The organism is Comamonas sp. FUJ_7 (assembly GCF_057369555.1).
The window spans coordinates 176003-201485 of sequence record NZ_JBXXZI010000001.1 but is presented as its reverse complement, the minus strand read 5'-3'; the positions used below and the strand labels follow the sequence as shown (position 1 = coordinate 201485).

The 25483-nt window shown below is 58.1% G+C and carries 23 protein-coding genes, 1 tRNA gene and 1 pseudogene; 6 read left to right on the top strand and 19 right to left on the bottom strand.

The features are described 5' to 3' along the window. Positions 1–119: 119 nt before the first annotated feature. From AC2I9W_RS00975 to AC2I9W_RS00925, 11 genes and pseudogenes are all read right to left on the bottom strand, one after another. Positions 120–1229 carry a YeeE/YedE family protein gene (locus AC2I9W_RS00975; RefSeq protein ID WP_486408217.1) on the bottom strand — a complete coding sequence of 370 codons (1110 nt, stop codon included), beginning with the start codon at positions 1227–1229 and terminating at the stop codon, positions 120–122. A gap of 96 nt (positions 1230–1325) precedes the next feature. Next, positions 1326–3059, bottom strand: coding sequence for a thiosulfohydrolase SoxB (gene soxB / locus AC2I9W_RS00970; protein WP_486408216.1), 1734 nt, complete (start codon positions 3057–3059; stop codon positions 1326–1328). A 65-nt stretch (positions 3060–3124) separates the two neighbouring features. After that, entirely contained in the window at positions 3125–3778 is a 654-nt protein-coding gene (soxX, locus tag AC2I9W_RS00965; protein WP_486408215.1) for a sulfur oxidation c-type cytochrome SoxX, read from the bottom strand. 10 nt (positions 3779–3788) lie between these two features. Further along, positions 3789–4598, bottom strand: a complete 810-nt coding sequence (gene soxA, locus AC2I9W_RS00960; protein WP_486408214.1) for a sulfur oxidation c-type cytochrome SoxA — start codon at positions 4596–4598, stop codon at positions 3789–3791. 80 nt (positions 4599–4678) lie between these two features. Further along, on the bottom strand, positions 4679–4990 hold the full coding sequence (soxZ, locus tag AC2I9W_RS00955) for a thiosulfate oxidation carrier complex protein SoxZ (protein WP_003053938.1): 312 nt from the start codon (positions 4988–4990) through the stop codon (positions 4679–4681). Positions 4991–5023: 33 nt separating this feature from the next. Continuing rightward, positions 5024–5479 carry a thiosulfate oxidation carrier protein SoxY gene (gene soxY / locus AC2I9W_RS00950; RefSeq protein WP_486408213.1) on the bottom strand — a complete coding sequence of 152 codons (456 nt, stop codon included), beginning with the start codon at positions 5477–5479 and terminating at the stop codon, positions 5024–5026. 73 nt (positions 5480–5552) lie between these two features. Further along, positions 5553–6623 (bottom strand): annotated as a pseudogene (locus AC2I9W_RS00945) (c-type cytochrome). After that, positions 6607–7965: a sulfite dehydrogenase gene (gene soxC / locus AC2I9W_RS00940; RefSeq protein ID WP_486408212.1), complete on the bottom strand. Its 1359-nt coding sequence runs from the start codon at positions 7963–7965 to the stop codon at positions 6607–6609. The pseudogene AC2I9W_RS00945 and the gene soxC overlap by 17 nt, the downstream one beginning before the upstream one ends. 55 nt (positions 7966–8020) lie before the next feature. Next, positions 8021–8341, bottom strand: a complete 321-nt coding sequence (locus AC2I9W_RS00935) for a c-type cytochrome (RefSeq protein WP_486408211.1) — start codon at positions 8339–8341, stop codon at positions 8021–8023. Positions 8342–8475: 134 nt separating this feature from the next. Continuing rightward, positions 8476–8994, bottom strand: a complete 519-nt coding sequence (locus AC2I9W_RS00930) for a thioredoxin domain-containing protein (protein WP_486408210.1) — start codon at positions 8992–8994, stop codon at positions 8476–8478. Then, positions 8991–9953 carry an MBL fold metallo-hydrolase gene (locus AC2I9W_RS00925; RefSeq protein ID WP_486408209.1) on the bottom strand — a complete coding sequence of 321 codons (963 nt, stop codon included), beginning with the start codon at positions 9951–9953 and terminating at the stop codon, positions 8991–8993. The genes AC2I9W_RS00930 and AC2I9W_RS00925 overlap by 4 nt, the downstream gene beginning before the upstream one ends. Before the next feature lie 246 nt (positions 9954–10199). Between AC2I9W_RS00925 and AC2I9W_RS00920 the strand changes: the two genes are divergently transcribed. Further along, complete coding sequence (locus tag AC2I9W_RS00920) at positions 10200–10613, top strand: DsrE family protein (protein WP_158391087.1); 414 nt, start codon at positions 10200–10202, stop codon at positions 10611–10613. Positions 10614–10675: 62 nt separating this feature from the next. Here AC2I9W_RS00920 and AC2I9W_RS00915 read toward each other — a convergent pair whose 3' ends face one another. Both AC2I9W_RS00915 and AC2I9W_RS00910 read right to left on the bottom strand, forming a co-directional pair. After that, on the bottom strand, positions 10676–10984 hold the full coding sequence (locus AC2I9W_RS00915) for an ArsR/SmtB family transcription factor (protein WP_486408208.1): 309 nt from the start codon (positions 10982–10984) through the stop codon (positions 10676–10678). 253 nt (positions 10985–11237) lie between these two features. Then, on the bottom strand, positions 11238–11822 hold the full coding sequence (locus AC2I9W_RS00910; RefSeq protein WP_486408207.1) for an NUDIX domain-containing protein: 585 nt from the start codon (positions 11820–11822) through the stop codon (positions 11238–11240). A gap of 90 nt (positions 11823–11912) precedes the next feature. Between AC2I9W_RS00910 and AC2I9W_RS00905 the strand changes: the two genes are divergently transcribed. Continuing rightward, complete coding sequence (locus tag AC2I9W_RS00905) at positions 11913–12851, top strand: MBL fold metallo-hydrolase (protein WP_486408206.1); 939 nt, start codon at positions 11913–11915, stop codon at positions 12849–12851. Positions 12852–13182: 331 nt separating this feature from the next. Further along, positions 13183–14973, top strand: coding sequence for an acyl-CoA dehydrogenase (locus AC2I9W_RS00900; protein ID WP_486408205.1), 1791 nt, complete (start codon positions 13183–13185; stop codon positions 14971–14973). Between the two features lie 246 nt (positions 14974–15219). On the opposite strand, the gene AC2I9W_RS00895 is transcribed toward AC2I9W_RS00900, so the two are convergent. Both AC2I9W_RS00895 and AC2I9W_RS00890 read right to left on the bottom strand, forming a co-directional pair. Then, complete coding sequence (locus AC2I9W_RS00895; RefSeq protein ID WP_486408204.1) at positions 15220–17295, bottom strand: catalase; 2076 nt, start codon at positions 17293–17295, stop codon at positions 15220–15222. 167 nt (positions 17296–17462) lie between these two features. Beyond that, positions 17463–17945, bottom strand: a complete 483-nt coding sequence (locus AC2I9W_RS00890) for a hypothetical protein (protein WP_486408203.1) — start codon at positions 17943–17945, stop codon at positions 17463–17465. A 351-nt stretch (positions 17946–18296) separates the two neighbouring features. Between AC2I9W_RS00890 and AC2I9W_RS00885 the strand changes: the two genes are divergently transcribed. After that, positions 18297–18800 carry a hypothetical protein gene (locus tag AC2I9W_RS00885; RefSeq protein ID WP_486408688.1) on the top strand — a complete coding sequence of 168 codons (504 nt, stop codon included), beginning with the start codon at positions 18297–18299 and terminating at the stop codon, positions 18798–18800. Positions 18801–18988: 188 nt separating this feature from the next. Beyond that, positions 18989–19555: a hypothetical protein gene (locus AC2I9W_RS00880; RefSeq protein WP_486408202.1), complete on the top strand. Its 567-nt coding sequence runs from the start codon at positions 18989–18991 to the stop codon at positions 19553–19555. A 570-nt stretch (positions 19556–20125) separates the two neighbouring features. Here the strand turns inward: AC2I9W_RS00880 and AC2I9W_RS00875 are convergent. The 3 genes from AC2I9W_RS00875 to AC2I9W_RS00865 form a co-directional block, all read right to left on the bottom strand. Beyond that, a tRNA-Val gene (locus AC2I9W_RS00875) sits at positions 20126–20202 on the bottom strand. A 105-nt stretch (positions 20203–20307) separates the two neighbouring features. Next, on the bottom strand, positions 20308–22539 hold the full coding sequence (locus AC2I9W_RS00870; RefSeq protein ID WP_486408201.1) for a RelA/SpoT family protein: 2232 nt from the start codon (positions 22537–22539) through the stop codon (positions 20308–20310). Beyond that, positions 22536–23552: an alpha/beta fold hydrolase gene (locus AC2I9W_RS00865; RefSeq protein ID WP_486408200.1), complete on the bottom strand. Its 1017-nt coding sequence runs from the start codon at positions 23550–23552 to the stop codon at positions 22536–22538. The genes AC2I9W_RS00870 and AC2I9W_RS00865 overlap by 4 nt, the downstream gene beginning before the upstream one ends. Before the next feature lie 76 nt (positions 23553–23628). Here AC2I9W_RS00865 and AC2I9W_RS00860 point away from each other — a divergent pair, with 76 nt between their 5' ends. Continuing rightward, positions 23629–24411: a 3-hydroxybutyrate dehydrogenase gene (locus tag AC2I9W_RS00860; RefSeq protein ID WP_486408687.1), complete on the top strand. Its 783-nt coding sequence runs from the start codon at positions 23629–23631 to the stop codon at positions 24409–24411. 139 nt (positions 24412–24550) lie between these two features. Here the strand turns inward: AC2I9W_RS00860 and AC2I9W_RS00855 are convergent, their stop codons facing one another. Continuing rightward, positions 24551–25309 (bottom strand): SIMPL domain-containing protein, encoded by a 759-nt coding sequence (locus AC2I9W_RS00855; RefSeq protein WP_486408199.1) that lies wholly within the window; start codon positions 25307–25309, stop codon positions 24551–24553. Between the last annotated feature and the right edge of the window lie 174 nt (positions 25310–25483).

Sequence of the window (25483 nt, the reverse complement as noted above, 5' to 3'; positions counted from 1 at the left end):
AAAAAAGGAGCGCCTACCGCGCTCCTTTTTTCGTTTTCAGACTGTTTTGATGTCAAGTTGCTTGATTGGCTTGCGCAAGCAGCTATCAAATTAACCCAAGCCCAGGTCGCTCAGGCACCTCAGGCATTCCTTGCCAGATAGTGCAGCATCAGCACCGCCCCCAGCACAATGCCGGGCAGGGAGATAAAGCTGCCCAAGCTGAGCATGGAAATCGCGCTGATGCCCTGTCCCACGGTGCAGCCCATGGCCGTCACGCCGCCAATGCCCATGAGCAGGCCGCCCAGCAGATGGCGCGCCAGATCCTGCTGGTCGGCAAAGCCCTGCCACTGAAAATCTTTGCGCCACAAGGCATGCACCCAGCTGCCCAGTACCACGCCCACCACCGAGGCAATGCCCCAGGTCAGCAGCTTGTTGCGGTCGCTGAAAAACATCAGCCAGTCCAGCGTGTGCGCCACCGGCGTGACAAAGCTGAAGGCCTCGATGCGCCCGCTATAGGTGGCGGCATAGACCTGCTCCAGCGTCTCAGGATGCTCCGGCACCAGCGCGAAATGACCGCTGAGCCACCAGGCCGCCGTAATGCACAGGCCCACCAGCAGCCCCCCTATCAACGAAGCGGGACTGCGCATGGCACCAGGGCGCAGATCCACAGCCCACATCAGCAAAAGCGCCCCCAGCCCAAAGCCCGTTACGCCGCGCAGCATGACCACAGACCAGGAGACATGCGCTGCCAGCCATTCCGGCAGCAAGGCCAGCGTGTTCAATTCAAGGTGCACGCTGTCCAGCCAGCGCACCCGAGCCACAGCGGTAATGCCTTTGAGCGTGGCAAAAGCCGCCACACCCATGACCAGCAGCACGACCAGCGCTTTGAGGCTGCCGCTGCCCAGCCGCGTCAGATTGCGGGCACCGCAGCCCGATGCCAGCACCATGCCTGCGCCAAACAGCACGCCGCCCACCAGCGCAGACAGCCATAGCAAACGGCGACTGGCGTACAGCGAATCCGCCACATCCACCTGCCCCCACAGCGCCAGCACCGTAAAGCCCAGCATGGCCACCGCAATGGCCATGCCCCACTGGCGCGCACGCCCCCAGTCCTGCAAATACACCACGTCGCTGATCGCACCCACGGTGCAAAAACGCGTCTCGCGCATCACAAAGCCCAGCACGGCAGCCAGCAACAAAATGGCCACCAAAACGGTGGCCGTCAGCGATTCAAACTCGGCAAGACTCATGCGGGAATTGGACGCCGGGGTATGTGCTCAAGGCAATGGCACATACCCCAGCACGGGCAGTAATGATTTCTTAATCAATCCTCTTTGCTGGCTTTTTCAGGTTTTGGCGATGCCTTGATTGCTGCCGATGTTGATGAGCCTGGGCTCATTGAGCTGGCGCGGCCCCAGCGTCTTTTGCGCCTTGAGCCAGGGCTCGACCACTTCCCAGATCTGCTTGTGGCCTGCGCTCTTGGCGTCTTCAGCCACCGGAGCCCAGCCGGCCACCTTGTACTTCTTGTCCGCCTCCAGCAACTGCCCGCCCAGGCGCATATCGCTGATGCGCTGGCCCGCGCCGGCAGCCGGATCGCACTGGTATTGCAAGCCGCCCACGCGCACCATGTCGCCGCCCTGCTGGTAGTAGGGGTCGGGGTTGAACAGGTTGTCGGCCACGTCTTCGAGCACGGTCTTGATGGTCGCGCCCGTCATCTCGGTCACCGTGGCGTAGGAATAGGTGGTGGCCGTCATGTCCATCAGCCATTCACGCGTGATGTCCTGCCCGGCCAGCAGCGACGTGCCCCAGCGAAAGCCCGGCGAGAAGGCAATGGGTGCATCCTGCACCGCCATCATGGCGTCCAGCAGCAACTGGTCGCCCGTGCCGTTGAAGTTGCCCCGGCGGTACAGCGTCCCGTCGGTGCGAGCCAGCACCTCATTGAGCCTGCCTTCGTAGGGCGCACGAATCTTGGTGATCAGCGACTGCATCTGGGCATCGGCGGGCAGGATGTTGGCAAACACGGGCAGCAAGCGGTATTGGAAGTCACGCACCTTGCCGTCCTTGACGTCAAAGTCCAGCACGCCCAGGAACTTGCCGTTGGAGCCCGCGTTGGTGACGATGGTCTTGCCGCCCGCGTTCTGCACAATGGTCGGCACCGGCATGCCGTCATGGGTGTGGCCGCCCAGAATGGCGTCAATGCCGCGCACGCGGCTGGCCATCTTCAGATCCACGTCCATGCCGTTGTGTGAGAGCACCACCACCACCTTGGCACCCTTGCCGCGCGCCTCGTCGACCATCTTCTGCATGTTTTCGTCCTGGATGCCGAAGCTCCAGTCCGCCACCATGTAGCGCGGGTTGGCAATGGGCGTGTACGGAAAGGCCTGACCGATGATGGCCACTTGCACGCCGTTGATCTCGCGGATCACATAGGGCTTGAAGACTGGGTCGCCAAAGTCTGCCGTCTTGACGTTCTGCGCCACAAAGTCGAGCTTGCTGCCGAAGTCTTTCTCGATGATCTCCTGCACGCGCTCCATGCCGTAGGTGAACTCCCAGTGGCCGGTCATCACATCCACGCCCAGCAGCTTGCAAGCGTCCACCATGTCCTGAGCATTGGTCCACAGCGAAGTGGCCGAGCCTTGCCAGGTATCGCCACCGTCAAGCAGCAAGGCGCCGGGGCGCGAGGCCCGCATGCGCTGCACCAGCGTAGACAGATGCGCAAAGCCGCCCACTTTGCCATAGCGCTTGGCAGCGGCTTCAAAGTCCAGATAGCTGAAAGCATGGGCCGAAGCCGTGCCGGGCTTGAGGCCCACGGACTTCAGCAAATGCTCGCCCACCAGATGCGGGCGCTGGTTTTTCATCGCGCCTATGCCCAGGTTCACGCTGGGCTCGCGGAAGTAAATGGGGTTGAGCTGGGCGTGGCAGTCGGTCATGTGCAGCAAAGACACATTGCCGAACGGAGCCACCTCGTACAAGGCCTTGTCGGCCTGCTTCTGGTCCGCATAGGCATAGCGCTGCAAGCCCATGCCCGTCACGCTGGCCGCGGCCAGCACCTGCAAAAATTCGCGTTTGGAAAGGCTCATAGTGTCAAAAAGCTGGCAACCCCTTACCAGTAAAGCGCTGCCAGCTATGCTTTCAAGAGTATGCGTCAGCGATTGATGGGAGAATTCGGATCGACCAGCAGCGCCACCAGATCGCGCGTCTGGGCCTCGGTCAGAATGCCGGCGTGGCCGAAGCGTGGCATGCCCGAGCAGGCGTTATAGGCCTTGGCATTCCAGATCTTGCCCCAGGTGTATTCGACGATGGCCTTGGACTCAGGGCTGGCCGGGTCCTTGATGCCGCGAATCTTGCCGTAGTTGTAGAGGCTGGGCCCCAGCGTGCCAAAGGAGATCTCCTCCTTGCTGATCTGGTGGCAGTTGTAGCAGTTGCCGCCATTGGCACTGCCCGCCTTGTCACTCCAGGTCATGCCGCGGCCGTTCTGGGCAATTTTCTCGCCTTCTTTCCAGTTGCCCACCAGCTTGCCGTCCTTGGGCCACTGCACAGTCTTGAGATTGGCCGCTTCGATGGCCTGCGCACGCTCAGGCGCAAGCGGCTTGCCCGAAGCATCGGCCGCACTACAGGCCGCGTTCGACTCGTCCTGCTGCAGCCTGTCCACCTTGGCAATGCCTTGGTCGCGGAACGAGGTCTGCAGCATCTTGGCGGTCAGGGCGTCGATGTCGGCTGCGCCATCCACCGAGGCACAGCCCAGCACCAGCAGCGATGCCGCTACGGCCGCATAGGGCAGGTATTTTTGCTTGCTCATCGGTGCCCCCTTATCGCTTGATGGCCGGTGCAGTGGATTCACCGCCTTTGCCGTTGACACCCATAAACATGCTCAGCGCTACCGTCACGTCGCTGGCATAGCCGGGATAAGGAAAGCGCTGCTGGCGGAAGCAGTCGTTGAGGCGGCGCTGCATGCTCCACAGCTCGCCCGAGGAGACGCGATAGGCCGGCCAGGCACCATAGCCCTCGGCTGCGCCGGGATTTTTGGTCAGGTTGGGCAAGTCCTGCATGCGAATGCGCTTGCCGTCTGCACCGTGGCAGGAGGCGCAGGCAAAGTCATGCGGGCCGCCGCGCATATAGAACAGGCGCTTGCCCGCCTCGTACATCTGCTTTTCCTGCGCATGGGTTTGCGGCAGGTTGAACTTCATGCCCTTGGACTGCGAGGAAATCCAGGCCACCAGTCCTTCCATATTCTTTTGCTCGTCCTTGCCAAACGGCGTGGCGGCAATCTTGGCGGCGTCCAGCCCCTGCAGCTTGTCCATGCAGGTCAGCAGACGCGACTCCAGATCCTGCACCTTGCCGGTATCGGCAAAATAGCGCGGCAACTCTACAAAAGCACCCTTGACCACGCCCGGCCCCTTACCCAGATCACATTGCTCCATGGAGGCGCGCTTCGGGCCTCTCTTTTGCTTCCACAGCTCCTCGCCCTTCATCTCGAACAGCTCTGCGGGATTGCCGTCCTGCAGCATTTCACGGTACTCGGCGATACCGTCAGCCGTGCTCTTTTGCGCCTGAGCAGGCATGGCTGCGCACAAGGCCAAAGCCGCAGCGACCACCCCGCTCATGGAGGAATGTCTCATGGGGCACCTCTCACTTTTTCTCATTGGTTGGGAAGTCAGAGCAGCGGCTGAGCACTCGCCTGCCGCTGCACCTGCTTGGCTCAGCTCACGGTGGCTTCGTCCGTGCGGGTCTCACCCTTGTTGTCTTTCCAGCTCACCGAGATCTTGTCACCGGCCTTGGCACCCTTGACCACGAACTGCAAAAACGGATTCTTGGACACCGCCGGGCCCCACTCGGCCTGCAGCACCTGCTTGCCGTTGTGTGCCGCCGTCACCTCCTGAATAAACCAGGCAGGCACGGTCTTGCCCTCCGCATCCTTGCGCTGGCCGGTCTCCATTTCATGGGACATCAGCACGCGCACGGTGGTCTTGTCGCCCGCAGCTTGGGCACGAATACGCATTGGATCAGCCATGTTCTTCTCCTTGTTTCAGATGACTTGTTTCAATCAACCGCCGCAGCCACCCAGGGTGACCTTGACTTCCTTCTTGGCATAGAAGGCCTTGCCATCATTGGTAATGGCCACCGCATAGACGTCGGAGGACTGACCCAGCTTGGCGCGGGTCAGGAAGTTGGCTTCCAGCGCATCGCTGACGGCAAACGATGCCACCAGCGTGTTGGGGTTCTTCTCCACCAGCACCAGCATCTGCTTCACATTGGGCAAAGTGGTCGCGGCACCCAGAGGTACGACGGCACCGTTTTCGGCAATATCGGGCGCGGTCAAGGTCACATCCTTGCTCTCGGCAGGAGCCGAAGCTCCCAGCGCCTTGAGCACATCGGCCATGGTCTTGGCATCAAAAGCTGCCTTGTTATAGGACGCATGGGCCATATGGGGCAGCATGCCTGCGGCCATCAGCATGCCGAGTACGGCTGCACTGTTTTTGAGGGCGTCTCTGCGTTTCATCTTTGTCTCCTTTTCATGGGTTCACAGTCGTATGTCGTCGTATTTCGTTGTATGGCACTGGTCTGGGTGCCTCTCAGGGCTTGGCTCCCGCGGCCAGCCACTGGGCAATCAGCTTGGCATCCGCATCACTGAGGTTAGGCTGGGGCGGCATGGGGGTCGAGCCCCAGACACCCGAGCCTCCGGCCTTGACCTTGCCCGCCAGGTAATCGACCTGACCGGCATGCTTTTTGCCAATCTCGCTGAAAGCTGGGCCAATGAGCTTTTGCTCCATGCCGTGGCAGGCCATGCAGGCGTTTTTCTCCAGCAACGCAGTCGGCGCGGCAGATCCCGACTTTTTATCGGCCACGGGCTTGGCTGCCTTGCTCGCCCCGCCATCGGTTTCAATGCCATGCTGAGCGCCTACCAGCCGGTTTTGCTGGGCCAGATTGCCGTGGTTGTTGCTGGCGTGCTCGGGCAGCGCCGACCGCACCTTGGGCGCCGGGCCGCAGTTGCTCATGCAGGCCACGGCCTGTACATCAGGCTTGGCACTCTTGCTGAACTCATTGCCGGGCCACAGTGCATGCTGCGTCGTCATGCCATTGCGGTTGGGCAGTTTTTGCTGCACCTCGGCAATGTTCTTATCGCTGAGCGTGAAGTCCTCGGGAATGACGCCGCCCAGGTTGAGCAGATAGGCGGTGACGGCATACACCTCTTCGGTGGACAGGGACTTGGGCGCATTCTAGGGCATGGCACGGTTGATGTAGTCCCACAGCGTGGACACCGTGGCCACCTTCATCATCATGGTGCGACCGGGAAAGGCCGGGTCCTTGAGGCGCGCCACATGGCCGGTCTTGATGTCATCGGCCGTGGTGCCACCCACCAGCGGGCTGAAGAACTCATTGGACTCTGCAAACACGCCGTGGCAGGACGCACATTTGGCCTCCCACACATCCATGCCTTTTTGCACCGAGCCGGAGCCTGCAGGCAGGCCCTTGAAGTCCGGACGCACGTCGATATCCCAGGCCAGCACCTCTTTGCCGGTGGCATTGCGGCCCACACCGGGGTAGCGCTCTTCAGCAGATTTATTCTGAGCCGCAGCAGACACTGCGACCGCACCCATGGCGACCAGCGCCAGCCAGGCCAGTGGTTTACGCAAGCTGAACATTGGCGACCTCCCCATTGGCCCGCACCGCCCACGACTGGATGGCATTGTTGTGATAGATGGAGCGCGCCCCGCGCACCGCGCGCAGTTGCTGGTAGGTGGGCTGTACATAGCCGGTCTCGTCCATGGCGCGGCTCTGGATGATGCATTCCTCGCCATTCCAGACCCAGTCCAGATTGAAGCGCGTCAGGCATTTGCTCAGCACCGGGCCTTCGAGCCGGGCCGTGCGCCAGTTGCGTCCGCCGTCCACACTCACGTCCACGCGCTTGACCTTGCCGCGCCCCGACCAGGCCAGCCCCGTGATGTTGTAGAAACCCTTGTCCAGCAGCATCTGACCGCCAGAGGGCGTGGTGACCACGCTCTTGCATTCCTGAATGCTGGTGTACTGGCGATGCTGCCCGTCAGGCATCAGGTCGACATAGTGGATCGCCTCGTCCTTGGTGGCGTAAGGCATGTCCCCCACCTCGATGCGACGCAGGTACTTCACCCAGCTCACGCCCTGCACGCCGGGCACCACCAGACGCAGCGGGTAGCCCTGCTCGGGCCGCAGCATCTCGCCGTTCTGGCCGTAGGCCACCAGCACTTCGCCGGAGGTAATCAGTTCCACGGGAATGGTGCGGGTCATGGACGAGCCGTCCGCCCCTTCGGCCAGAATGAACTTGCCCTTCTTGAGATCGGCCCCGGCCATCTCCAGCAAGGTGATCAGAGGCACGCCCGTGAACTCGCTGCAGGAAATCATGCCGTGCGTGTACTGCACCGTAGGCACGGCCACATTGCCCCACTCCATACCGGTATTGGCACCGCACTCGATGAAGTGAAAGCGCGACACCGAAGGCAGCCGCATGATTTCATCCATGGTGAAGACCTTGGGGTTCTTCACCAGTCCATTGATCATCAGCCGGTGCTTGGAGGGGTCGATATCCCACCAGCCCTGATGGTGGCGCTCGAAGTGCAGGCCGCTGGGCGTAACGATGCCAAACAGCGATTGCAGCGGTGCAAAAGACACCGAAGCCTGCTTGGTCTGCGTCAGGCCCGGGCTCTGGCGGCGCTGCACATTGGCCTCGTATTTGGAAGGTTTGCCATAGCCATCGGTCACCACGGGCTGACCCAGGCCCTTGCTGTGCGCGGGCAGCTCCAGGATGTTCGGATCCCCATCGCCTGAAACAGTCTGCTGGGCCTGCGCACTTACGACTGAGGCAGCCGTGCCTGCAGCTGCGGCCGCAAAAGCGCCGCGAATAAAGTCACGGCGGCCGGCCTTGGCCTCGGCAAACACCGTGCCCACCTCATCCGGCTTGACAAAATTTTCCGGTGCCTTGCGCACCCTGCCCATCAACTGGCTTTGCATAAGCTCTCTCTTTGATAGCTAGCAGCGCTTACCCAATAAGCACTACAAGCCAATTTCACTTGGAACCTTTGAGAATCCAGGCGGCCAGCGCGCTGGCGTCAGCGTCGCTGAGTGCCGCCTGAGCCGGCATGGGCACAGGCCCCCATTTGCCGGACCCGCCCGCCTTGATGCTTTTGGCCAGATAGGCCAGGGCATCCGACTGAGCAGCATATTTCTTGGCCACGTCCTGAAACGCTGGCCCCACCAGTTTCTTGTCCGTCGCATGGCAAGCCAGGCAGGCATTTTTCTGTGCCAGCGCCTGATCTGCCTGCGCCAGGGCAGGAGCCATCAGCCCCAGCAGCACTACCGCCCCACCCAGCCAAGATGCAGTTTTCATGCGATTGCCTCCTTATATTTATATATAAGCATGTTGTTATTTAAAGTATGCAGCAGGACGTTGAAATCAGGTTTGCACGCAAACCCTCGTTATTCCAAATTAGAACAACGAGTTCAACCCGTCCATGCTCCGCTTCAGCGCCGTAGCACTGCCGCCTGGGCCGTCTTCACGCGCTCCTCCAGATAAGCGCCATAGAAGTCAGGAATGGAGCTGCCACTCAAACGCTCTGCCACTTCTTTCCCGCCAGCGCCATAGAACAGCACGGTAGGTGCAACCTCGATACGCAGCTGCTTGACCATCTCACCATGCGTGGTCGCCGCTCCACCCCAGCCTTGCAGGGGCTGACTCGAGAGGAAATGAATCTGGGTCACAAACGCCCCAGCCTCGCGCAATGGCAGCAGATGATGCTCTCGCACAATCTTGCAAAACGGGCAGCCACGCAAAGTCGCCATCACCACCAGCGGCTGCTTGCCTGCCAGCGCTGCCGCCAGATCACGCGGCAAGCTCTGGCTGGTCGGCAGCAAACGATCCGATGCACCCTGCGCCGCCCATGCGGGCGCAGCGCCCGCCAGCAAGGCCTGCAGCATCCATCGCCTGCGGCTTTGAGACGACGAAAGCAAGAGCGGATGTGATAACGGACGCAGCTTGCTCACGGCTTTTCCTGCTCCATCAGCAAGAACGTGTTGTAGGCATTCATGCGATTGGCTTCCTTGAACAGCGGATAGCCAGAAAACTTCGACCAGTCGGTCGCCTGATAAGCCTCTTCAAACGGATCCAGGTTGGCGGCGGCCTGACCCATGGCCTCGCGCAAAAAGTGCAGGTAGTCGCGCGTCAGCTGCATGTCCTGGCGGGGTTGCTCGGATGCCGGCCCATGCCCAGGCACCATGACCTTGACAGGCAGCTTGAGCAGCTCATCCAGCGCACTGATCCAGTGGCGGCTGTCCGCCTGTCCGACGAAGGGAATGCGGTTTCGAAACACCACATCGCCAATAAAGAGCACGCCGCTTTGCGGCAGAAAAATGGCCGTGTCTTCGGGCGTATGCGATGGGCCCATGTGCTGCAGCACAAAGTCCACACCACCGATTTTCAGCTGCGTGTTGTCATTGGATATCCATTGCTGCGCGGGCACCATGCGCGTGCTCTCATTCACCCAGGGGGCCAGATCCTTGCGCGAGGCTTGCAGCCGCAGGTGTGCCGTTTCGGAGTTGATGTACTCACGCGCCTGCGCATGGGCCACGATTTTGGCGCCCAGTGCCTCGAACACCTGCAGGCCATAGATATGGTCGGCGTGGTAGTGCGTCAGCAGCACATGGCTGATGGGTTTGGGGGTGATGGTGCGAATTTTCTGCACCAACTCCTCGGCCAGAGCGGGCGAGCCCAGGGCATCGATCACCACCACGCTGTCGCCGGTGACCACAAAGCCTGCGTTGGAGATGAAGTTGCGGTTGGCGGGGCTGCCCAGTGCCGATGCGCCTTGCACAAAATAGACGTTCTCGGCCACTTTCTGCAGCTCCATCGCGGGCGCTTTCACTGTTGACGACGCTGGCTGCAAGGGCTGAGCCTCATGCGCTGCAGCAAGGCATGCAAAGCCTGAAATTCCTGCTGCAGCCATAGTCACTGCCCCCCACAACACCCGCTCGCTCAATCGCCTTGAGCCGTTTGACCGGCTTAACCGACTTGACCGTCTTGTCATCACTTTTTGCCTCCGTTGACGAGCAGCACTCGGGTGCACTGACCGCAGCTCTAAGCGCTTGCCCTATTTCTGAATGTTTGCGCGCTGACTAATATAAGCAAGTGGCAATATTTAACCAGCGGCATCTTCCCTGATGCCCACAGACAGACACTACCGGAGACCCTCATGAAGCGCCCTCTTCTTGCCCTCAGCTTTGCCTTGTTCACCGCCATCGCCGCCGCTCAAGACGTCAAAGTGGTCTATCACGTCAACACCGGCGTAGAGACCGCAGCCGCCATCCTCAGCAACATCACCAACGAGCTCAATGCCTCGCCCACCGACAAGATCGTGGTGGTCACGCACGGGCCGGGCATCGACTTTTTGCTGAGCAATGCCAAGGACAGCAAGGGGCGCGAGTTCAGCGGCCAGGTCAGCGCCCTGGCCGGGCGCGGCGTGGAGTTCAAGGTCTGCAACAACACGCTGCAAACACGCAAGCTCGACGCATCCAGCCTGCTGATGGAGACATCGGTCATCCCCTCGGGCGTGGCCGAAGTGGCGCGATTGCAGGCCAAGGAGGGCTTTGTCTATCTCAAGCCTTGAAAAAGCCTCGTGCAGCAGACATGAAAAAGGCGCCTCAGGCGCCTTTTTTCGGTGTTAGCTCATCAGTTCTGCTCGATGGCAATCTGCACGCAGATCGTGCGGCACATATGCACCACCTTTTCGTTGGCAATGAAGTAGTAGATGCTGACGCCCTCGCGCCTGCGGCCCAGAATGCCGGACTGGTAGAGCGTGTTCAGATGCTGGGACATATTGGGCTGGGTGGTGTCAATCGACGCCAGCAGCTCGGAGACATTCTTTTCTCCATTGCACAGCGCGCTGATGATCTTCAGCCGCATGGGCGCGGCCATGGCCTTGAACAGCTCGGCTGCGCTTTCAAAAATGCTGTCATCTTCAAGATCCGACGATTCCATGAAACTCTCCTGAACACCGCCATCGGCCATTCCCCTTTTACTGCAGGGTCGCGCTCTTCGGTGCATGGGCCGAGTTTATCGGATGGTCTGGGACGATACAGAATCCCCCGCGCGACAGAGTTCATCGATTAAAGGCATATTCAAAATAAGAGCTGCTAGCGCTTTACGTGCAATGGTTTCAGATATTTTCCATGCTGAATCCAATGCACATCAAGCGCAGGCAGCTATCAAAATAATCAGGCTACTTACCGGATCAGGCCCATTGCCAGTCCAGCGCCCAGGCTCCGCTTTGCACGTTCTGCAACCACAGGCAGCAGCTCAGGGTCTTGGCATCGGTCACCTGGCCGGTACGGACGCCCTCCAGCAACTCTGTAGGCGTCATGCTGCAGACATCGAGAAACTCATCGGCATCCAGATGGCGCTCGCCCGCAGTCAGGCCACGCGCAAAGAACACGTGAATCACCTCGTCGGAGTAGCCAATCGCCAGATGCATGGGGCCGGCATAGGCCCATTCACGTGCGCTGTAGCCGGTTTCCTCCAGTAACTCGCGCTGTGCGCAGAGCAGCGGCTGCTCGCCCGCATCCAGCTTGCCAGCGGGAAACTCCGTCATCACCTGCCCCACGGGGTAGCGAAACTGGCGCTCCAGCAGCACGCGGCCATCGTCCAGCAGGCCGATCACCACCACCGCACCGGGGTGCAGCACATACTCACGCGTGGCCTGCCCACCATGGGGCAAGCGTACGGTGTCGAGCTTCACGGTCAAAAAGCTGCCTTGGTGCACCAGCTCGCTCTTGATGGGGTGTTCAATCAAATGAGCCTCTTTGTCTTGCTGTGTCATTTCACTCATCTTTCGCTCGCGCCGTAGTGACAGCGCCGTCACATTCATTGGCTTAATCTTCGCAGAAGCCAGAACCCGATGATGCAGCCCATGACATTCCCCAGCCCCCCTTCTCCTCCAGAAATACAGCGCCACCAGTTTGGCCGCGTGACAGTGTTTCGCGGCGCCAAAGGCGGCAAATACCCGGACGGCAACCAGATCATGATTGCCGGCAGCGATACGCTGGCGGCGCTGGATACGCCCATCGTGGCCAACCACATCGGTGCCGAGTTCGACGCCACTGAACTGGTGGTGCTGGGCCATGTGCATGAAGACCATATGGCCGGCCTGCACCGCCTGCCGCAAGCGCAGGTCTTTGCACATCAGGCCGACTTGCCAGCGCTGCAAAGCTGGGAGGGCTTGCTGGCCACGCTGGGCTGGGCCCATGGCCCGGTGGCCCAGCAAATCCGCGCCAAGCTGGAGACCGAATTTTTCTACCAACCCAGACCCGATGCCCAGGGCTACGAAGACGGCGCCATCTGGGATCTGGGCCGGTCACGCATCCGCGCCATTCATATGCCCGGGCACACGGCCGGCCACAGCGTGCTGCTGGTCGAGCCCGAGGGCGTGGCCTTTATCGGCGATATCGACCTGACGGGCTTTGGCCCGTATTACGGCGACGCCTGCTCTTGCCTTGCCGACTTTCGCCGCAGCCTGCAGCGCCTGCCCGAGATCGATGCCAAGGTCTGGGTCACATCGCACCACAAAGGCATCTACACCGAACGAGAGACTTTTCTGCGCAGCCTCCAGCGCTTTGCGGCCGTCATCGATGAGCGAGAGGCCCGGATTCTGGGTTGGCTGAGCAATCAACCGCTGTCACTGGAGCAAATGGTGGAGCAGCGCCTGCTCTACCCGCCAGGATTTGATGCCCCCTGGGTTCAGGGAGCCGAAGCCCGCAGCATCTCTCAGCATCTGGATGAATTGCTGGCTTCAGGCGAGATTCGGCAAGACAAAAGTCGCTCTGGCGCCCCCCTCTACCACAGAGTTTAAGGCTTTCAGCGCTTGAGTAAAGCACATGAAAAACAAGGGTAAACACTTAGTTTTTCAGATTAACCACAGAGTTTCACTTTGATTGCAAGCTTGCCGCAAGCCTTGGCAAACATATTGCGCTTTGGCACAGTCACGCAAGCATGGACTGCCTCTAAAATTATTCCGTTTACGTAAACGTCAACACAATGCGCGCCCATCAATTTCGTTACCAAACAGCGCGCATGAAGTCGAGGGAAGCCCCTGCCTACTGCCGCATGGAGCATCCCCAACAATCAAAGGCACTACCCAGATCCAGCACCCCGCTGGATCTGCATTCAAGGAAAAAGAGACGATGACCTACACAGCCCCCATCAAAGACATGTTGTTCGATATGGAGCATCTGGCTCTGATCGATCAAGTTGCCCAGATTCCCGGATTTGAAGATGCCGGTCTGGAAACAGCACAGGCTGTGCTGGAAGAATGCGCCAAACTCTGTGAAGGTGTGGTTGCGCCTCTGAACGTGCCCGGCGACCTCAACCCTTCCTCACTCAAGGACGGTGTCGTCACCACCACGCCCGGTTTCGCCGATGCCTTCAAACAGTACGCCGAAGGCGGCTGGCAAGGCCTGCAGCACCCCACCGACTTTGGTGGCCAGGGCCTGCCCAAGACCATTGGCGCAGCCTGCATCGAAATGCTCAACAGCGCCAATCTGAGCTTTGCGCTGTGCCCGTTGCTCACCGATGGCGCTATCGAGGCCCTGCTCACTGCCGGCAGCGATGAGCTCAAGACAACCTATCTGGAAAAGCTGGTCACCGGCGAGTGGACAGGAACCATGAACCTGACAGAGCCTCAGGCAGGCTCCGATCTGGCTCTGGTTCGCACCAAGGCGGAGCCTCAGGGCGACGGCACGTACAAAGTGTTCGGCACCAAAATCTTCATCACCTATGGCGAACACGACATGGCGGACAACATCGTCCACCTGGTGCTGGCCCGCGTGGCTGGCGCGCCCGAAGGCGTCAAGGGCATCAGCCTTTTTGTCGTGCCCAAGTTCCTCGTGAACAAGGATCGCTCTCTGGGTGAGCGCAACGATGTGCATTGCGTCAGCATCGAGCACAAGATGGGCATCAAGGCCTCGCCCACGGCCGTGCTGCAGTTTGGCGACAACGGCGGTGCTATTGGCTACCTTGTGGGTGAGGAAAATCGCGGTCTTGAGTACATGTTCATCATGATGAACGCGGCCCGCTATGCCGTTGGTGTTCAGGGTCTTGCCGTTGCCGAGCGCTCCTACCAGCATGCCGTGGCCTACGCCAAGGAGCGCGTCCAAAGCCGCCCCGTCGATGGCTCCGTCAAGACCAGCGCCACCATCATTCACCACCCCGATGTGCGCCGTATGCTCATGACCATGCGCGCAAGCAACGAGGGCTGCCGAGCCATGGCCACCACGGCCGCTGCCGCTTACGATGCAGCCCACCACCACCCTGATCCAGCCGTGCGTCAGGCCAACCAGACTTTCTATGAGTTCATGGTGCCGCTGGTCAAAGGCTACAGCACGGAAATGAGCCTGGAAGTCACCAGCCTGGGCGTGCAGGTGCACGGTGGCATGGGCTTTATCGAGGAAACCGGTGCCGCCCAGTACTACCGCGATGCCAAGATCCTGACCATCTACGAAGGCACTACCGCCATTCAGGCCAACGACTTGGTGGGCCGCAAGACTGTGCGAGATGGCGGCCAGACCGCCAAGGCCATTGCCTCCCAGATCGAAAAGACCGAAGCCGAACTGAACGCCTGCGGCACCGACACAGCTAAGGCAATCGCTGCCAGCCTGAGCTTGGCTCGCCAGGCCTTTGTGAAGGTCGTGGACTTCATGGTGGCCAATGCCAAAGCCGCCCCTAATGCAGCATATGCAGGCAGCGTCCCCTACCTCATGCTCACGGGCAATCTGGTTGCCGGCTGGCAAATGGGCCGCTCTGCCCTGGCAGCCCAGGCACAACTGAATCTGGGTCAGGATGCTGCTTTTATGCAGGCCAAGCTCACCACAGCCAAGTTCTACGCCGAGCACATTCTGGCTCGCGTTCCCGGGCAGGCTGATGCTGTTCTTCACGGCGCAGACAGCGTGATGGAGCTGCCCATGGAGATGTTCTGATAGCGCTAAAGGCTTAGATACAGCGCTATTAGCCTGGCAATAAAACGAAACTGACCAGGTAAGACTGGAATCCGCATCAGGGCTTAAGACCTAAAAACAATGGGCTCATAAGAGCCCATTGTTGATCTGCAAAGATCTATCGCATGACCACGAGATACTCCCACCATCATGCGTGGAAAACTTCAAATCTCAAGATCCTTGAGATAAAACCTAGATCATCGCAGAGTCCTTAACTTGCATCACCCTTCATGCAAGCGTCCGTATTGCCGGTTCGCGGTTCCAAAAGCGGGTTTGGGCAGCCTTGATAAAGGCCTCTACCTCTGATGGATCTATTACGCCTGCGTCTGGATTAACCCCTCCTGCCGACAAGATGGCTTGTGTCCCTTTGCATGCTGCAATGGCTTTCAAGTGTCCGAAGGCATCGCGAAACCAGTTCTGAGCAGCCGTATCTTTGGAAAGCCTCTTTCCTGATTCAAGCGCAATGATGGAGGCGACGGCATCGAACTGAGCAGAAGGTGAGCCCGCCAGTTGCCCGTCTACATGAATCGTCTTGCCATCGCTTAGCTTGATTCCGTCAATTCGCGGAGCAATGATCTTGACAGTAGCTTTCTCCGCTTCAAGAGCTTTACGCAGGGCTGCTACAGTCTCGGCATTCGAGCCTTCATCGACCAAGATGGCGATACACCGCCCTTCCAGTGTCAGCTTCATGCGGTCGATGATTCGTGTAGCAGGACTCAGATCCAGGTCGATCACGGGTACTGCAGGCGTTGCGGCATCAGGCGCAGGCGACAGGCCCAACCCTGCGGCAACCCTCTGGCCCAGCTTCTCATCAATCACGCGTAAATGGCTAACCATCGCACTGCGTACATGCGGTGTCTGAACTTTGGATAGTTCAAACACCAGCGCGCTCGCAATGTGTGACTGCTCCACCTCGCTTTGGCTACGATAAAACATACGCGCCTGGCTGTAGTGATCCGCAAATGACTCAGGCCGAACTCGCCCTTTGCTTCCATTCGCCATTTCCGCAAATGCGCGGGCTCCTTGAGAGAAAGATGCTCTCGGACTATCGGACTGCAAGCTTGACGGCTCGTACGCCACTCTCCCTTTTGGCACCTGCATCTGCATATGTCCGTCGCGCTGATGATGCGCGAAAGGACATTTGGGAGCATTGATCGGAATTTGCGCAAAATTTGGCCCTCCCAAACGCGAGAGCTGGGTATCCAGATAGGAGAAGAGGCGCCCTTGCAGCAATGGATCGTTTGAAAAATCGATACCAGGCGGCACGTTGGCGGGACAAAATGCGACCTGCTCTGTCTCTGCAAAGAAGTTATCTGGCCACCTGTCCAACACAAAGCGCCCAATCTTGCGCAGCGGAATCACCTCTTCAGGGATGATTTTTGTGGGGTCAAGATGGTCATAAGGCAGAGCGTTGGCCTGCTCTTGCGTGAATAGCTGCACAGAAAGCTCCCAAGCGGGCTTTTGCCCCGCCTCCAGAGCTTCGAACAAGTCGCGACGATGGTAGTCATTGTCAGCGGCCTGCAACTGCGCTGCTTCGTCCCAGATGTTGGACTGAATGCCCAACTCGGGCCGCCAGTGAAATTTGACAAAGGTGCTCTCGCCCTTTGCATTGATGAGACGATAGCTGTGGACTCCAAAGCCTTCAATGGTTCGCAGACTTCGAGGAATCGTTCGATCGCTCATGATCCACATGACCATATGCATCGACTCTGGCATCAATGAAATGAAGTCCCAGAATGTGTCGTGCGCGGTTGCTGCCTGAGGAAACCCTCGATCAGGCTCCATTTTGACGGCATGTACCAGGTCGGGGAACTTCATTGCATCCTGGATGAAGAATACCGGCACGTTGTTTCCAACAAGGTCCCAGTTACCCTCCTCGGTGTAAAACTTAATGGCAAACCCCCGAACGTCTCGGGGGGTGTCAACGGATCCTGCGCCCCCTGCCACAGTAGAAAAGCGCACAAAGATCGGCACCTTCTTCCCTTTTTCCGTCAGCACCTTGGCCGTAGTGAATTTGGCAAGCGAATCGCTCAACTCGAAATAGCCGTGTGCCCCGGTTCCGCGAGCATGCACGATTCGCTCAGGAATACGCTCGTGATCAAAGTGTGTGATCTTCTCGCGAAGAACGAAGTCTTCAAGCAGTCCTGGACCTCTCTCGTATGCCTTGAGAGAGTTCTGGTTGTCCGAAATCGCAATGCCCTGCTGGGTCGTCATCACAGGATGGCCATCACCTGCTTGCTGCTGCAATTCCCCTCCGCCACCTTGTTGCTGATGCGTTTTTGTCTTCGACTGGCTTTTAGGCATGAAATTTCCTTTGTAAAAGAAATGCGTGCTTTAACGCTCTGAAGATGAGATCCACGCAATAGCGGGTGCGTTAAAGCTTACATTGCAAAGCCGCATGGAATACATACGGAAGTTAAGAAGAAAAATCAGGCAAGAGTCTTGAGGTGCCACTTACCTGTACCTAAAAATTAAGATCCTGTTTCCTGAACATAGGCGCGATTGGCACGCTCCCATGCCGCTTTCACAGCAGGCTCCGCTTTTTCCCATTTGAGTTTGCCGTCAGCGTGCTCTGCATCCCAGCGACGAGCCCACTCCGCTCGGGTTGCATCCCAGTCTGTTCCTGCAAATCGTGCTTCATATCCGGCCCGATAGGCAGGCCCGTATTCGTCGTATGTGTATTCAGAGAGGTAGTACGGCTCACCTGTATGAGCCTCACGCCAGTAAGCGTCATGCTCTGTAGGGTTCGCAACCTCTGCAGCCTCTTTACCCGCAAAGCCACCAATGACGGCACCCACAACCGTACCAACAGCTACACCTATTGGTCCACCGACAAGACCTGCAGCAGCGCCAGCAATTGCCCCTCCTGTTGCCCCTAAGCCAGTGCCAACAGGGTGAGCTCCTGGCTCTCCTGTAATGGGGTCAGGATTCAACTTGTCTTTTGGATCGCTCATATCAATTCCCTTCCGTGTCAAAGACGCCAAGGCGACGGAATAGCCATGGTCCGGCGCACATGGAATCGATGCTGTAGGAGCGTCCCTAAAATCCATGACCTCAGATAACGAGTACCCCGTCTGAGAGGCGCATCCAGCTCGAAAAACTGCCCTCTTCCCTTGATAGAAGTAACCTCCGCTGCAGAGAAGTGGTCCCGGTCGTTTGAACAACTGAATCCAGTTGCTAAGCGAGATCGATGGGGGGATTACCGCTAGCTGTTCAAAAAACCGGAGCCACTTCTTTCCTACACATCAATCTTCGTGCGTGATTCATCATCGATTGCACTGTGCTGCTTATTGGAGACTTGCGTGATGAAATTACTCCATGCTGTATTTGCTGTGGCTCACTCAATCATGTCACTGGTGTTTGGCCTTGCGGCAATTGCGCTACTTTGGATCGCGGGAGCCAAAGCGTGGAATGCTCTGGCGAATGGCCTTGGTAGTGACGAGACCCTGATGCTGATTGAGGCGATGGGAGTTTTGGCAGCGGCAGTAGTAGCTCTACAAATTTCGCAAACCATTCTCGAAGAGGAGGTCCTGAGAAATACCCACATTAGCGGGCCCACAAGAGTTCGTCGCTTTCTCTCCCGTTTTCTTGTTGTCCTGGTTGTAGCTCTGGCCGTAGAAGCGCTCATCGCAACATTCAAAGCTCAAGAGGATCCAACAAGCCTGCTTTACTCGGCTGCACTAGTTGTTGCGGTTGGCTTTTTGATAGCTGGCTGGGGGTGCTTTGTACACCTCAATCGGTCTGCCGAGGAGATTGAGCCTGAGGCGATGCAGGATGCCAAAAGCGAAGATCAGAAATTGGCCAAATAAATGTGTAACGACGTAGTCTCTGCCCGACCCTGATGTCTAGAGATACCTGACGTCCAGCGCGCGTCAGGCTGCATAAAGTGAATGTTCGCCCAGCGCCAAATTACGTCATCTCATGCTACGGCGTTGGTTAACGATCCATTGCGTATGTCTACCAGCATCGTAATGACGAACCTGAAAAGGAGAATGTCATGAAGCTCAACATCCAACTGGCCATCGCGTGTGCCACTACTGCATTGGCTGCCTCGTCCTTCGCTCTAACTCCTGCCGAGCACTCTGCTGAAAAGGATCGCATCAGCGCTGAATACAAGGCAGCCAAAGAGCAGTGCAAATCTTTGAAGAGCAACGCCAAAGACGTCTGCGAAGAGCAAGCGAAAGGTGCTGAGAAAATTGCCTCTGCGGAACTGAAGTACAAGTCTGATCCTAGCGAGAAAAATCGCTATGCCGTTGCTAAGAGCAAGGCTGATGCAGATTACGACGTAGCGAAAGAAAAGTGCGATGACCTGTCAGGCAACGAAAAAGATGTCTGTAAAAAAGATGCCAAGGCAGCACATATAAAGGCATTGGAAAGTGCCAAGGTTGCTGAGGTACGACATGATCCAACGGCAAAGTCCAGCGATGTTGCTGAAGCACGAAAAGATGCCAGCGAAAAGACTCGCGAAGCTGATTACAAAGCTGCAAAAGAGCGCTGCGATGCATTGTCAGGTGATGCCAAGGACACATGCGTCACAGATGCGAAGCGCAAATACGGTCAGTGACCATAGGCTGCTGTAGGGTGCTTTGCATACCCCTCACGTATCACATACATGGGGGGACAGCAGCCTGCTCAAAATAAGAATTGATATCGGCCAAGATCTGTCCACGAAGAGGACAAACCAGCGCCATTTGATCGAATTTAATCGCACCTATGTTCTCTCATGGACAGCAAGATTTACCTGGTTGATCTTTTGAGCTGATGAGGAAGTCCGTGAGTGCACAAAAGTGCATTCCAGAACTGAAGAAAGAAGTGAGCATGAGCTCAGCCTCCGTGCTTGACTACTTGGGCAACAACAGTCGTTCATCATTCTGAAGTGACCAACTGCAATCAATCTAATGCGGAAATTGCTCACTAAGCCGACTAGGTACCGCTCTTATGCTGGTTTCAAGTGCATGCGGTGTGAAAGCGGCTGCGTGGCGTGTATACGCAATACTATTTGTGCTGAAAAATACGCATTTGATAGCACCCAAATCCGAGAATATTTTCCGTACTTGCTCCGTACTGAACAAACAAAAATGCCCGCTTGTTAGCGGGCACTTTTGCTGCAAGCTCTGGTTTTGCTTGCGATATTTGGTAGGCGCGATTGGACTCGAACCAACGACCCCCACCATGTCAAGGTGGTGCTCTAACCAGCTGAGCTACGCGCCTGTTGTTCTGTTCGATGAAGCAATTGTAGCATGGGTTTTTCACTCATTTTTTGAGAGCTAAAACTTTCTTGCCATCTACAGCGGCTCTCCACCATCAAGACTTGCATCAGCGTCTTCTTGCTGAGCGCACCCCAGAGACATTGGCCACAATGCCCAGCACCTTGTTCAAACGACCAGAGTCGGACACTTCCACGGTAAAGGTCATCCATGCTGTGCCCTTGACGGACTGAGTCTGAACGCCAATGACATTGGTTTTCTCGCGTGCGAACACATCCGAAATATCTCGAAGCAGGCCTTGGCGGTCAGCAGCTTCGACAGCCACATCTACGGGGTAGACCGGCCCCCCTTTGTCCACATGCTTTGGTTTTCCCCAATCCACCTCGATGACGCGCTCGGGGTTCTTTGCCTTCATCTCGCGAAAGTTGGAGCAATCGCAACGATGCACACTCACTCCCTTGCCGCGGGTCACAAAGCCAGCAATGTCATCCGGCGGTGCAGGTTTGCAGCACTTGGCCAACTGGGTCATGAGGGAGTCCACGCCAACGACCAGCACGCCGCTGCGTGAAGAGTCATGGCTTCTCGCCTTGCGCACCGGTGTGAAAGCGTCTTCCTCGGGCTCCTCTTCACTGGGGCGCAGCACGACCTCGATATTGCGCAGCGAGTATTCGTCCTTACCGACCACTTCAAACAGCGCCTCCGCAGACTTAAAGCCAAGCTGAGCAGCCAGCTCTTCCAGCTTGACCGCCGTCTTGCCCTCTCTTTGCAACAGCTTTTCTACTGATTCACGACCGCGCGAGATGGTTTCATGCGTAGCCTGGGCATTAAACCAGGCCCGTACTTTGGCCTTGGCACGATTGCTGACCAAGTAGCCCAGATCGGCATTGAGCCAGTCACGTGAGGGCCTGTCTTCTTTGGCGGTATTGATCTCTACGGTCTGACCACTCTCCAGTGGCGTGTTGAGCGGCACCATGGCACCGTCTACGCGTGCACCACGGCAGCGATGGCCCAGACTGGTGTGCACCGAGTAAGCAAAGTCCACCGGTGTGGCACCTTGCGGCAACTCGATTACGGCTGCATCGGGTGTGAGCACATAGATGCGATCTTCAAACAGACCGCGCTGGGCAGACCCCGTCAGATCATTGCCCCAGGCCAGCAATTGGCGCAGCACGGCAATCTTGGCATCGTATTCACTGGAGGCCGTCACCCCCGCATACCCCTTGGTGCCCGCTTCCTTATAGGCCCAGTGCGCTGCCACACCATGCTCGGCGTGGTCATGCATGGCTTGCGTACGAATTTGAATTTCTATGGTGCGCCCGGTTTCATCACGCACCACGGTGTGCAGCGACTGGTAGCCATTCGGCTTGGGTTTGGCGATGTAGTCGTCAAACTCCTTTTCCAGTGGCGTGAACTGCTCATGCACCCAGGACAAAGCGGCATAGCAATCTTTGACCGTAGGCACGATGACGCGCATGGCCCGGATATCAAACAACTGATCAAAGCTCAGCGACTTGCCACGCATCTTCTTGACGATGCTGTAGATATGCTTGGGCCTGCCCTGAACAGAAGCACTGATGCTATGGGCCCGCAGATCGGCCTCTAGACGCGCGCGCATCTGCTCCATATAGGCTTCGCGCTCGACCCGTTTTTCATCGAGCAGGCGCGCAATCTGGCGATAAGTGTCCGGCTCCAAAAAACGAAAAGCCAGATCTTCCAGCTCCCACTTGATCTGCCAGATGCCCAGCCGGTTGGCCAGCGGCGCAAATACATACAGCGCTTCACGCGCAATGCTGGGAGAGACTGGGCTTTTTTCCGCTGCGTAGTAGCGCAGCGTCTGCAGGCGTGAAGCCAGTCGCAGCAGCACCACTCTCAGGTCACGTGAGAAGCCCAGCAGCATCTTTCTCACATTCTCGGTCTGGGTTGCCACACCATCCACATGCTGGGTGCTTAGCTCTGCATCACGTGCCTGCTGCTGCACGCGAATGAGCTTGATCGTCTCTACCGCCAAGGTGGCAAAGTTATCGCCAAAGGCCTTGGCAATCACTTCCTGAGGCTTGTTCAAATGAACACTGGCATGCACCAGATAAATGGCGGCCTGCATGATCTCGGAACCACCGATTTTCTTGAGAATGGCCGCCACAGCATCCGCATGGGCCAGGGTGTTCTCCCCGGTTTCCATGACTTCGCCGGCAATCAAAGGCTCGGCAAAAGCGCGGGCACGCACCAGTGCATTGGCCTGGCCTGGCATCACTTCAGCCGTAGCGGTAATCAGATGTGGCGTCGGAGCCGTGATCTTGGGTGCGGCGTCTGAGACTGTGTTTGCGATATCGCTGGTCTTCATTCAGCTTCCTCTTGGGCTTGCTGCGCAAGGCTCATGCTTGCCGGCAGCCCACTATCCCCTTGCAAAAATTGTCGAACCAAAGCCACCTGCCCAGGAGCCACCAGGGTGGGCGCATGTCCCACACCCTGCAACTCCGTGCAAAACGCCCTCGGTCCACGCTCCCCCATTGCCTGCGCGGTGCGCCGTGACAGCAGGTCGCTTTCAGCGCCTCGGATAAGCAAGACTTGTGCCTTGATCTGATCGTATAGCTGCCAGAGCAAGGCTTCTCCCGCCTGCGCCATTTCACGCGTCATTTGCGCCATGGGTGCCGCAATGCGGGGGTCGTAGTGCAGCACCACTCCTGACTCGGTATCTGGCTTGACCATTGCCAAAGAAAGCTGATTCCACTGCTCGTCGGTATGTGGGCCAAACCCCTCAGATATCAAGCGCATTGCGGCAGCAGCGCTATCAAAGTTGGGAAAGTGCAAGCCTTTGCCGACATAAGAGCCAATGCGCTCCAGTGCGCCCCATTCAATGGCTGGCCCCACGTCATTGAGAACCAGCTTGCCAGGCGACACAGGCAGCGGCAGGCCCGGCTGTCCCAGCAAGGCCATGCCAATCAGCCCCCCCATGCTGGTGCCGACCCAATCCAGGGTTTCAATGGCTGCCTGCGCGTGCAGCTGAGCCAGCAACGCCAGCATATCGGCAGCGTACAAAGGCACTTGATAGCCCATCGGGTCTACCAGCCAATCGCTCTCGCCACGCCCCACCACATCGGGGCAAACCACGCGGGCAAAACGGCTGAGCTGTGCGGCCAGCACATCAAAGTCTCGTCCCTGGCGCGACAGCCCGTGCACGCAGACGATGACATGGGGATGCTGTGGGTTGCCGGTGTTGTTCCACTCCCAGTAGGCCATACGGTGCGTGCCTTCGGGCTGGGCCTCAGTCTGCTGACGACGCTGAGCGCTGGCCCAGCTGGGAGCCATGGCGGCAGCTCCGGGACACGATACGTAATTCAGCGTAGGTTGATTCATGGAGAGCGCGCTTTCAAGGCCGAGGCTGATAATGGCTGTCGTCGCATCGTAATTCATTCGGAGACCTCGTATGTCCATGTTGAAAGGCAAAACCGCGCTCGTGACAGGATCGACCAGCGGAATCGGCCTCGGTATTGCAATGGCTTTGGCACGTCAGGGCGCCCATATCGTTTTGAACGGTTTTGGAGACGTGGACGGACCACGCGCCCAGGTTCAGCAAGCTGGCAAGGAGGCCGGGATCAAGGTTGGCTACCACGGCGCCGACATGAGCAAGGCGGCCGAAATCGAAGCCATGATGAAATACGCCGCCTCGGAATTTGGCCGTGTGGACATTTTGGTCAACAACGCAGGCATTCAGCATGTGGCAAAGGTTCAGGACTTCCCCGTGGAGAAGTGGGATGCCATCCTCGCAATCAATCTGAGCAGCGCCTTTCACACCACCCGTCTGGCACTGCCCGCCATGCAGCAGGCCAACTGGGGCCGCATCATCAACGTGGCATCCGTGCATGGCCTGGTGGGCTCTGCCGAAAAATCGGCCTATGTCGCCGCCAAACACGGCATCGTCGGGCTGACCAAGGTTACGGCACTGGAGAACGCTACCACGGGAATCACCTGCAACGCCATCTGCCCCGGTTGGGTGCTGACGCCATTGGTGCAAAAACAGGTGGACGCCAAGGCCGCCGCTTTGGGCATCAGCAACGAAGAGGCAACCAAGCTTTTACTGGGCGAAAAAGAGCCCTCTCAGCAGTTCACCACGCCCGAAGAGCTGGGCGAGCTGGCGGTCTTCTTCTGCTCCGGCGCCGCCAACAATGTGCGCGGCGTGGCCTGGAACATGGATGGCGGCTGGACGGCTCAATAAACGAGCTGCGCAACACTTTATCAATTTCATAGCAGGCAGCGCTTGTCATTCATTGGATTCAAGATAAAACTCTGCTGTAAATCAAGAAGGAGCTGCGCAAGCAGCTCCTTTTTTCATATCACTGAGGGATGCAAGCCAATTACTGCATCTGGATTGAGCCGCCCACGCTGACTGTCACTTCTGCGCGCCCGGCCTCCACAGCCACCGGCGCCGCATCGGAATAACTGCTCTTACTCATGGCGGCCATGCGAGGACGAGGCATAGGCCTGACGGAGCCGCCACTGCTGTTGACCGCAACCTCGCGCAGACTGTAGCCCGCAAAGCCGAAGCTCTTGGAAATCGCCGTGGCACGCTGACGGAAGTTCTCGATAGCCTTGGCCTGTGCCTCGCCTTCCACTTTCTCTCTGGCCTCGCGCGACAGGCTGAAGCCCATGCTCGCCAGCGTCATGTCAGGCACCTTGGCAGCGGCCTGCGTAATGCGCACAAAGTCACGCCCTTGCAGCACAACCTCGGCCTGCCCTTGCCAGCCTTCAATCTTTGAATTGTTGCCATAGCGCGGTGAGATGGAGAAGTTGCCGCTGTTGAACTCCAGCTTGCCGCCCTGTGCCTCGGCACGCAGCACGCTCATGGCTGCGTCGACAATCTTCTGCAGCTGTGCCTGCACGGTGGCCGCATCGCGTCCATCTTTGGACACGGAAAGCGTGGCCGTCATCCAGTCCTGGCGCACCTCCACAGTGCCATCGGCTGAAAGCTGCACCACATTGGCCAGGCGCTGCACCTCTTTGGTGCCCGCGTTTTGCGCCTGAGCGTGCCCGGCCATCAAGGCGGCCGCCAGCAGAGCGGTCATCGCAGGAAGTCGTGATGCCTGAGTGGTCACGGGTTTGAAGAGCTGCTTCATATTTCACCTCTGGAAAAGAAATCACCTACACAGATACACACGAGACGCGCTGCTACACCCAACTCTTCCGGGAAGATCACTTGTCAGCAAGCCAGTCTCATGCACACACATCAATTACTCACAACAAAAACAGAACAATGCTAGCAACAAATAGCCAATTTAACGGTTAAAAAC

Excerpts from the sequence above, each read along its gene's own strand:
- AC2I9W_RS00855 (WP_486408199.1), bottom strand. The coding sequence starts at position 25,309 with ATGAAGCAGCTCTTCAAACCCGTGACCACTCAGGCATCACGACTTCCT.
- soxX (WP_486408215.1), bottom strand. The coding sequence starts at position 3,778 with ATGAGCAAGCAAAAATACCTGCCCTATGCGGCCGTAGCGGCATCGCTG.
- AC2I9W_RS00900 (WP_486408205.1), top strand. The coding sequence starts at position 13,183 with ATGACCTACACAGCCCCCATCAAAGACATGTTGTTCGATATGGAGCAT.
- AC2I9W_RS00905 (WP_486408206.1), top strand. The coding sequence starts at position 11,913 with ATGACATTCCCCAGCCCCCCTTCTCCTCCAGAAATACAGCGCCACCAG.
- AC2I9W_RS00895 (WP_486408204.1), bottom strand. The coding sequence starts at position 17,295 with ATGCCTAAAAGCCAGTCGAAGACAAAAACGCATCAGCAACAAGGTGGC.
- AC2I9W_RS00885 (WP_486408688.1), top strand. The coding sequence starts at position 18,297 with ATGAAATTACTCCATGCTGTATTTGCTGTGGCTCACTCAATCATGTCA.
- AC2I9W_RS00915 (WP_486408208.1), bottom strand. The coding sequence starts at position 10,984 with ATGGAATCGTCGGATCTTGAAGATGACAGCATTTTTGAAAGCGCAGCC.
- soxA (WP_486408214.1), bottom strand. The coding sequence starts at position 4,598 with ATGAGACATTCCTCCATGAGCGGGGTGGTCGCTGCGGCTTTGGCCTTG.
- AC2I9W_RS00935 (WP_486408211.1), bottom strand. The coding sequence starts at position 8,341 with ATGAAAACTGCATCTTGGCTGGGTGGGGCGGTAGTGCTGCTGGGGCTG.
- soxC (WP_486408212.1), bottom strand. The coding sequence starts at position 7,965 with ATGCAAAGCCAGTTGATGGGCAGGGTGCGCAAGGCACCGGAAAATTTT.
- soxZ (WP_003053938.1), bottom strand. The coding sequence starts at position 4,990 with ATGGCTGATCCAATGCGTATTCGTGCCCAAGCTGCGGGCGACAAGACC.
- AC2I9W_RS00925 (WP_486408209.1), bottom strand. The coding sequence starts at position 9,953 with ATGGCTGCAGCAGGAATTTCAGGCTTTGCATGCCTTGCTGCAGCGCAT.
- AC2I9W_RS00910 (WP_486408207.1), bottom strand. The coding sequence starts at position 11,822 with ATGACACAGCAAGACAAAGAGGCTCATTTGATTGAACACCCCATCAAG.
- AC2I9W_RS00860 (WP_486408687.1), top strand. The coding sequence starts at position 23,629 with ATGTTGAAAGGCAAAACCGCGCTCGTGACAGGATCGACCAGCGGAATC.
- soxY (WP_486408213.1), bottom strand. The coding sequence starts at position 5,479 with ATGAAACGCAGAGACGCCCTCAAAAACAGTGCAGCCGTACTCGGCATG.
- AC2I9W_RS00870 (WP_486408201.1), bottom strand. The coding sequence starts at position 22,539 with ATGAAGACCAGCGATATCGCAAACACAGTCTCAGACGCCGCACCCAAG.
- AC2I9W_RS00890 (WP_486408203.1), bottom strand. The coding sequence starts at position 17,945 with ATGAGCGATCCAAAAGACAAGTTGAATCCTGACCCCATTACAGGAGAG.
- AC2I9W_RS00865 (WP_486408200.1), bottom strand. The coding sequence starts at position 23,552 with ATGAATCAACCTACGCTGAATTACGTATCGTGTCCCGGAGCTGCCGCC.
- AC2I9W_RS00920 (WP_158391087.1), top strand. The coding sequence starts at position 10,200 with ATGAAGCGCCCTCTTCTTGCCCTCAGCTTTGCCTTGTTCACCGCCATC.
- soxB (WP_486408216.1), bottom strand. The coding sequence starts at position 3,059 with ATGAGCCTTTCCAAACGCGAATTTTTGCAGGTGCTGGCCGCGGCCAGC.
- AC2I9W_RS00880 (WP_486408202.1), top strand. The coding sequence starts at position 18,989 with ATGAAGCTCAACATCCAACTGGCCATCGCGTGTGCCACTACTGCATTG.
- AC2I9W_RS00975 (WP_486408217.1), bottom strand. The coding sequence starts at position 1,229 with ATGAGTCTTGCCGAGTTTGAATCGCTGACGGCCACCGTTTTGGTGGCC.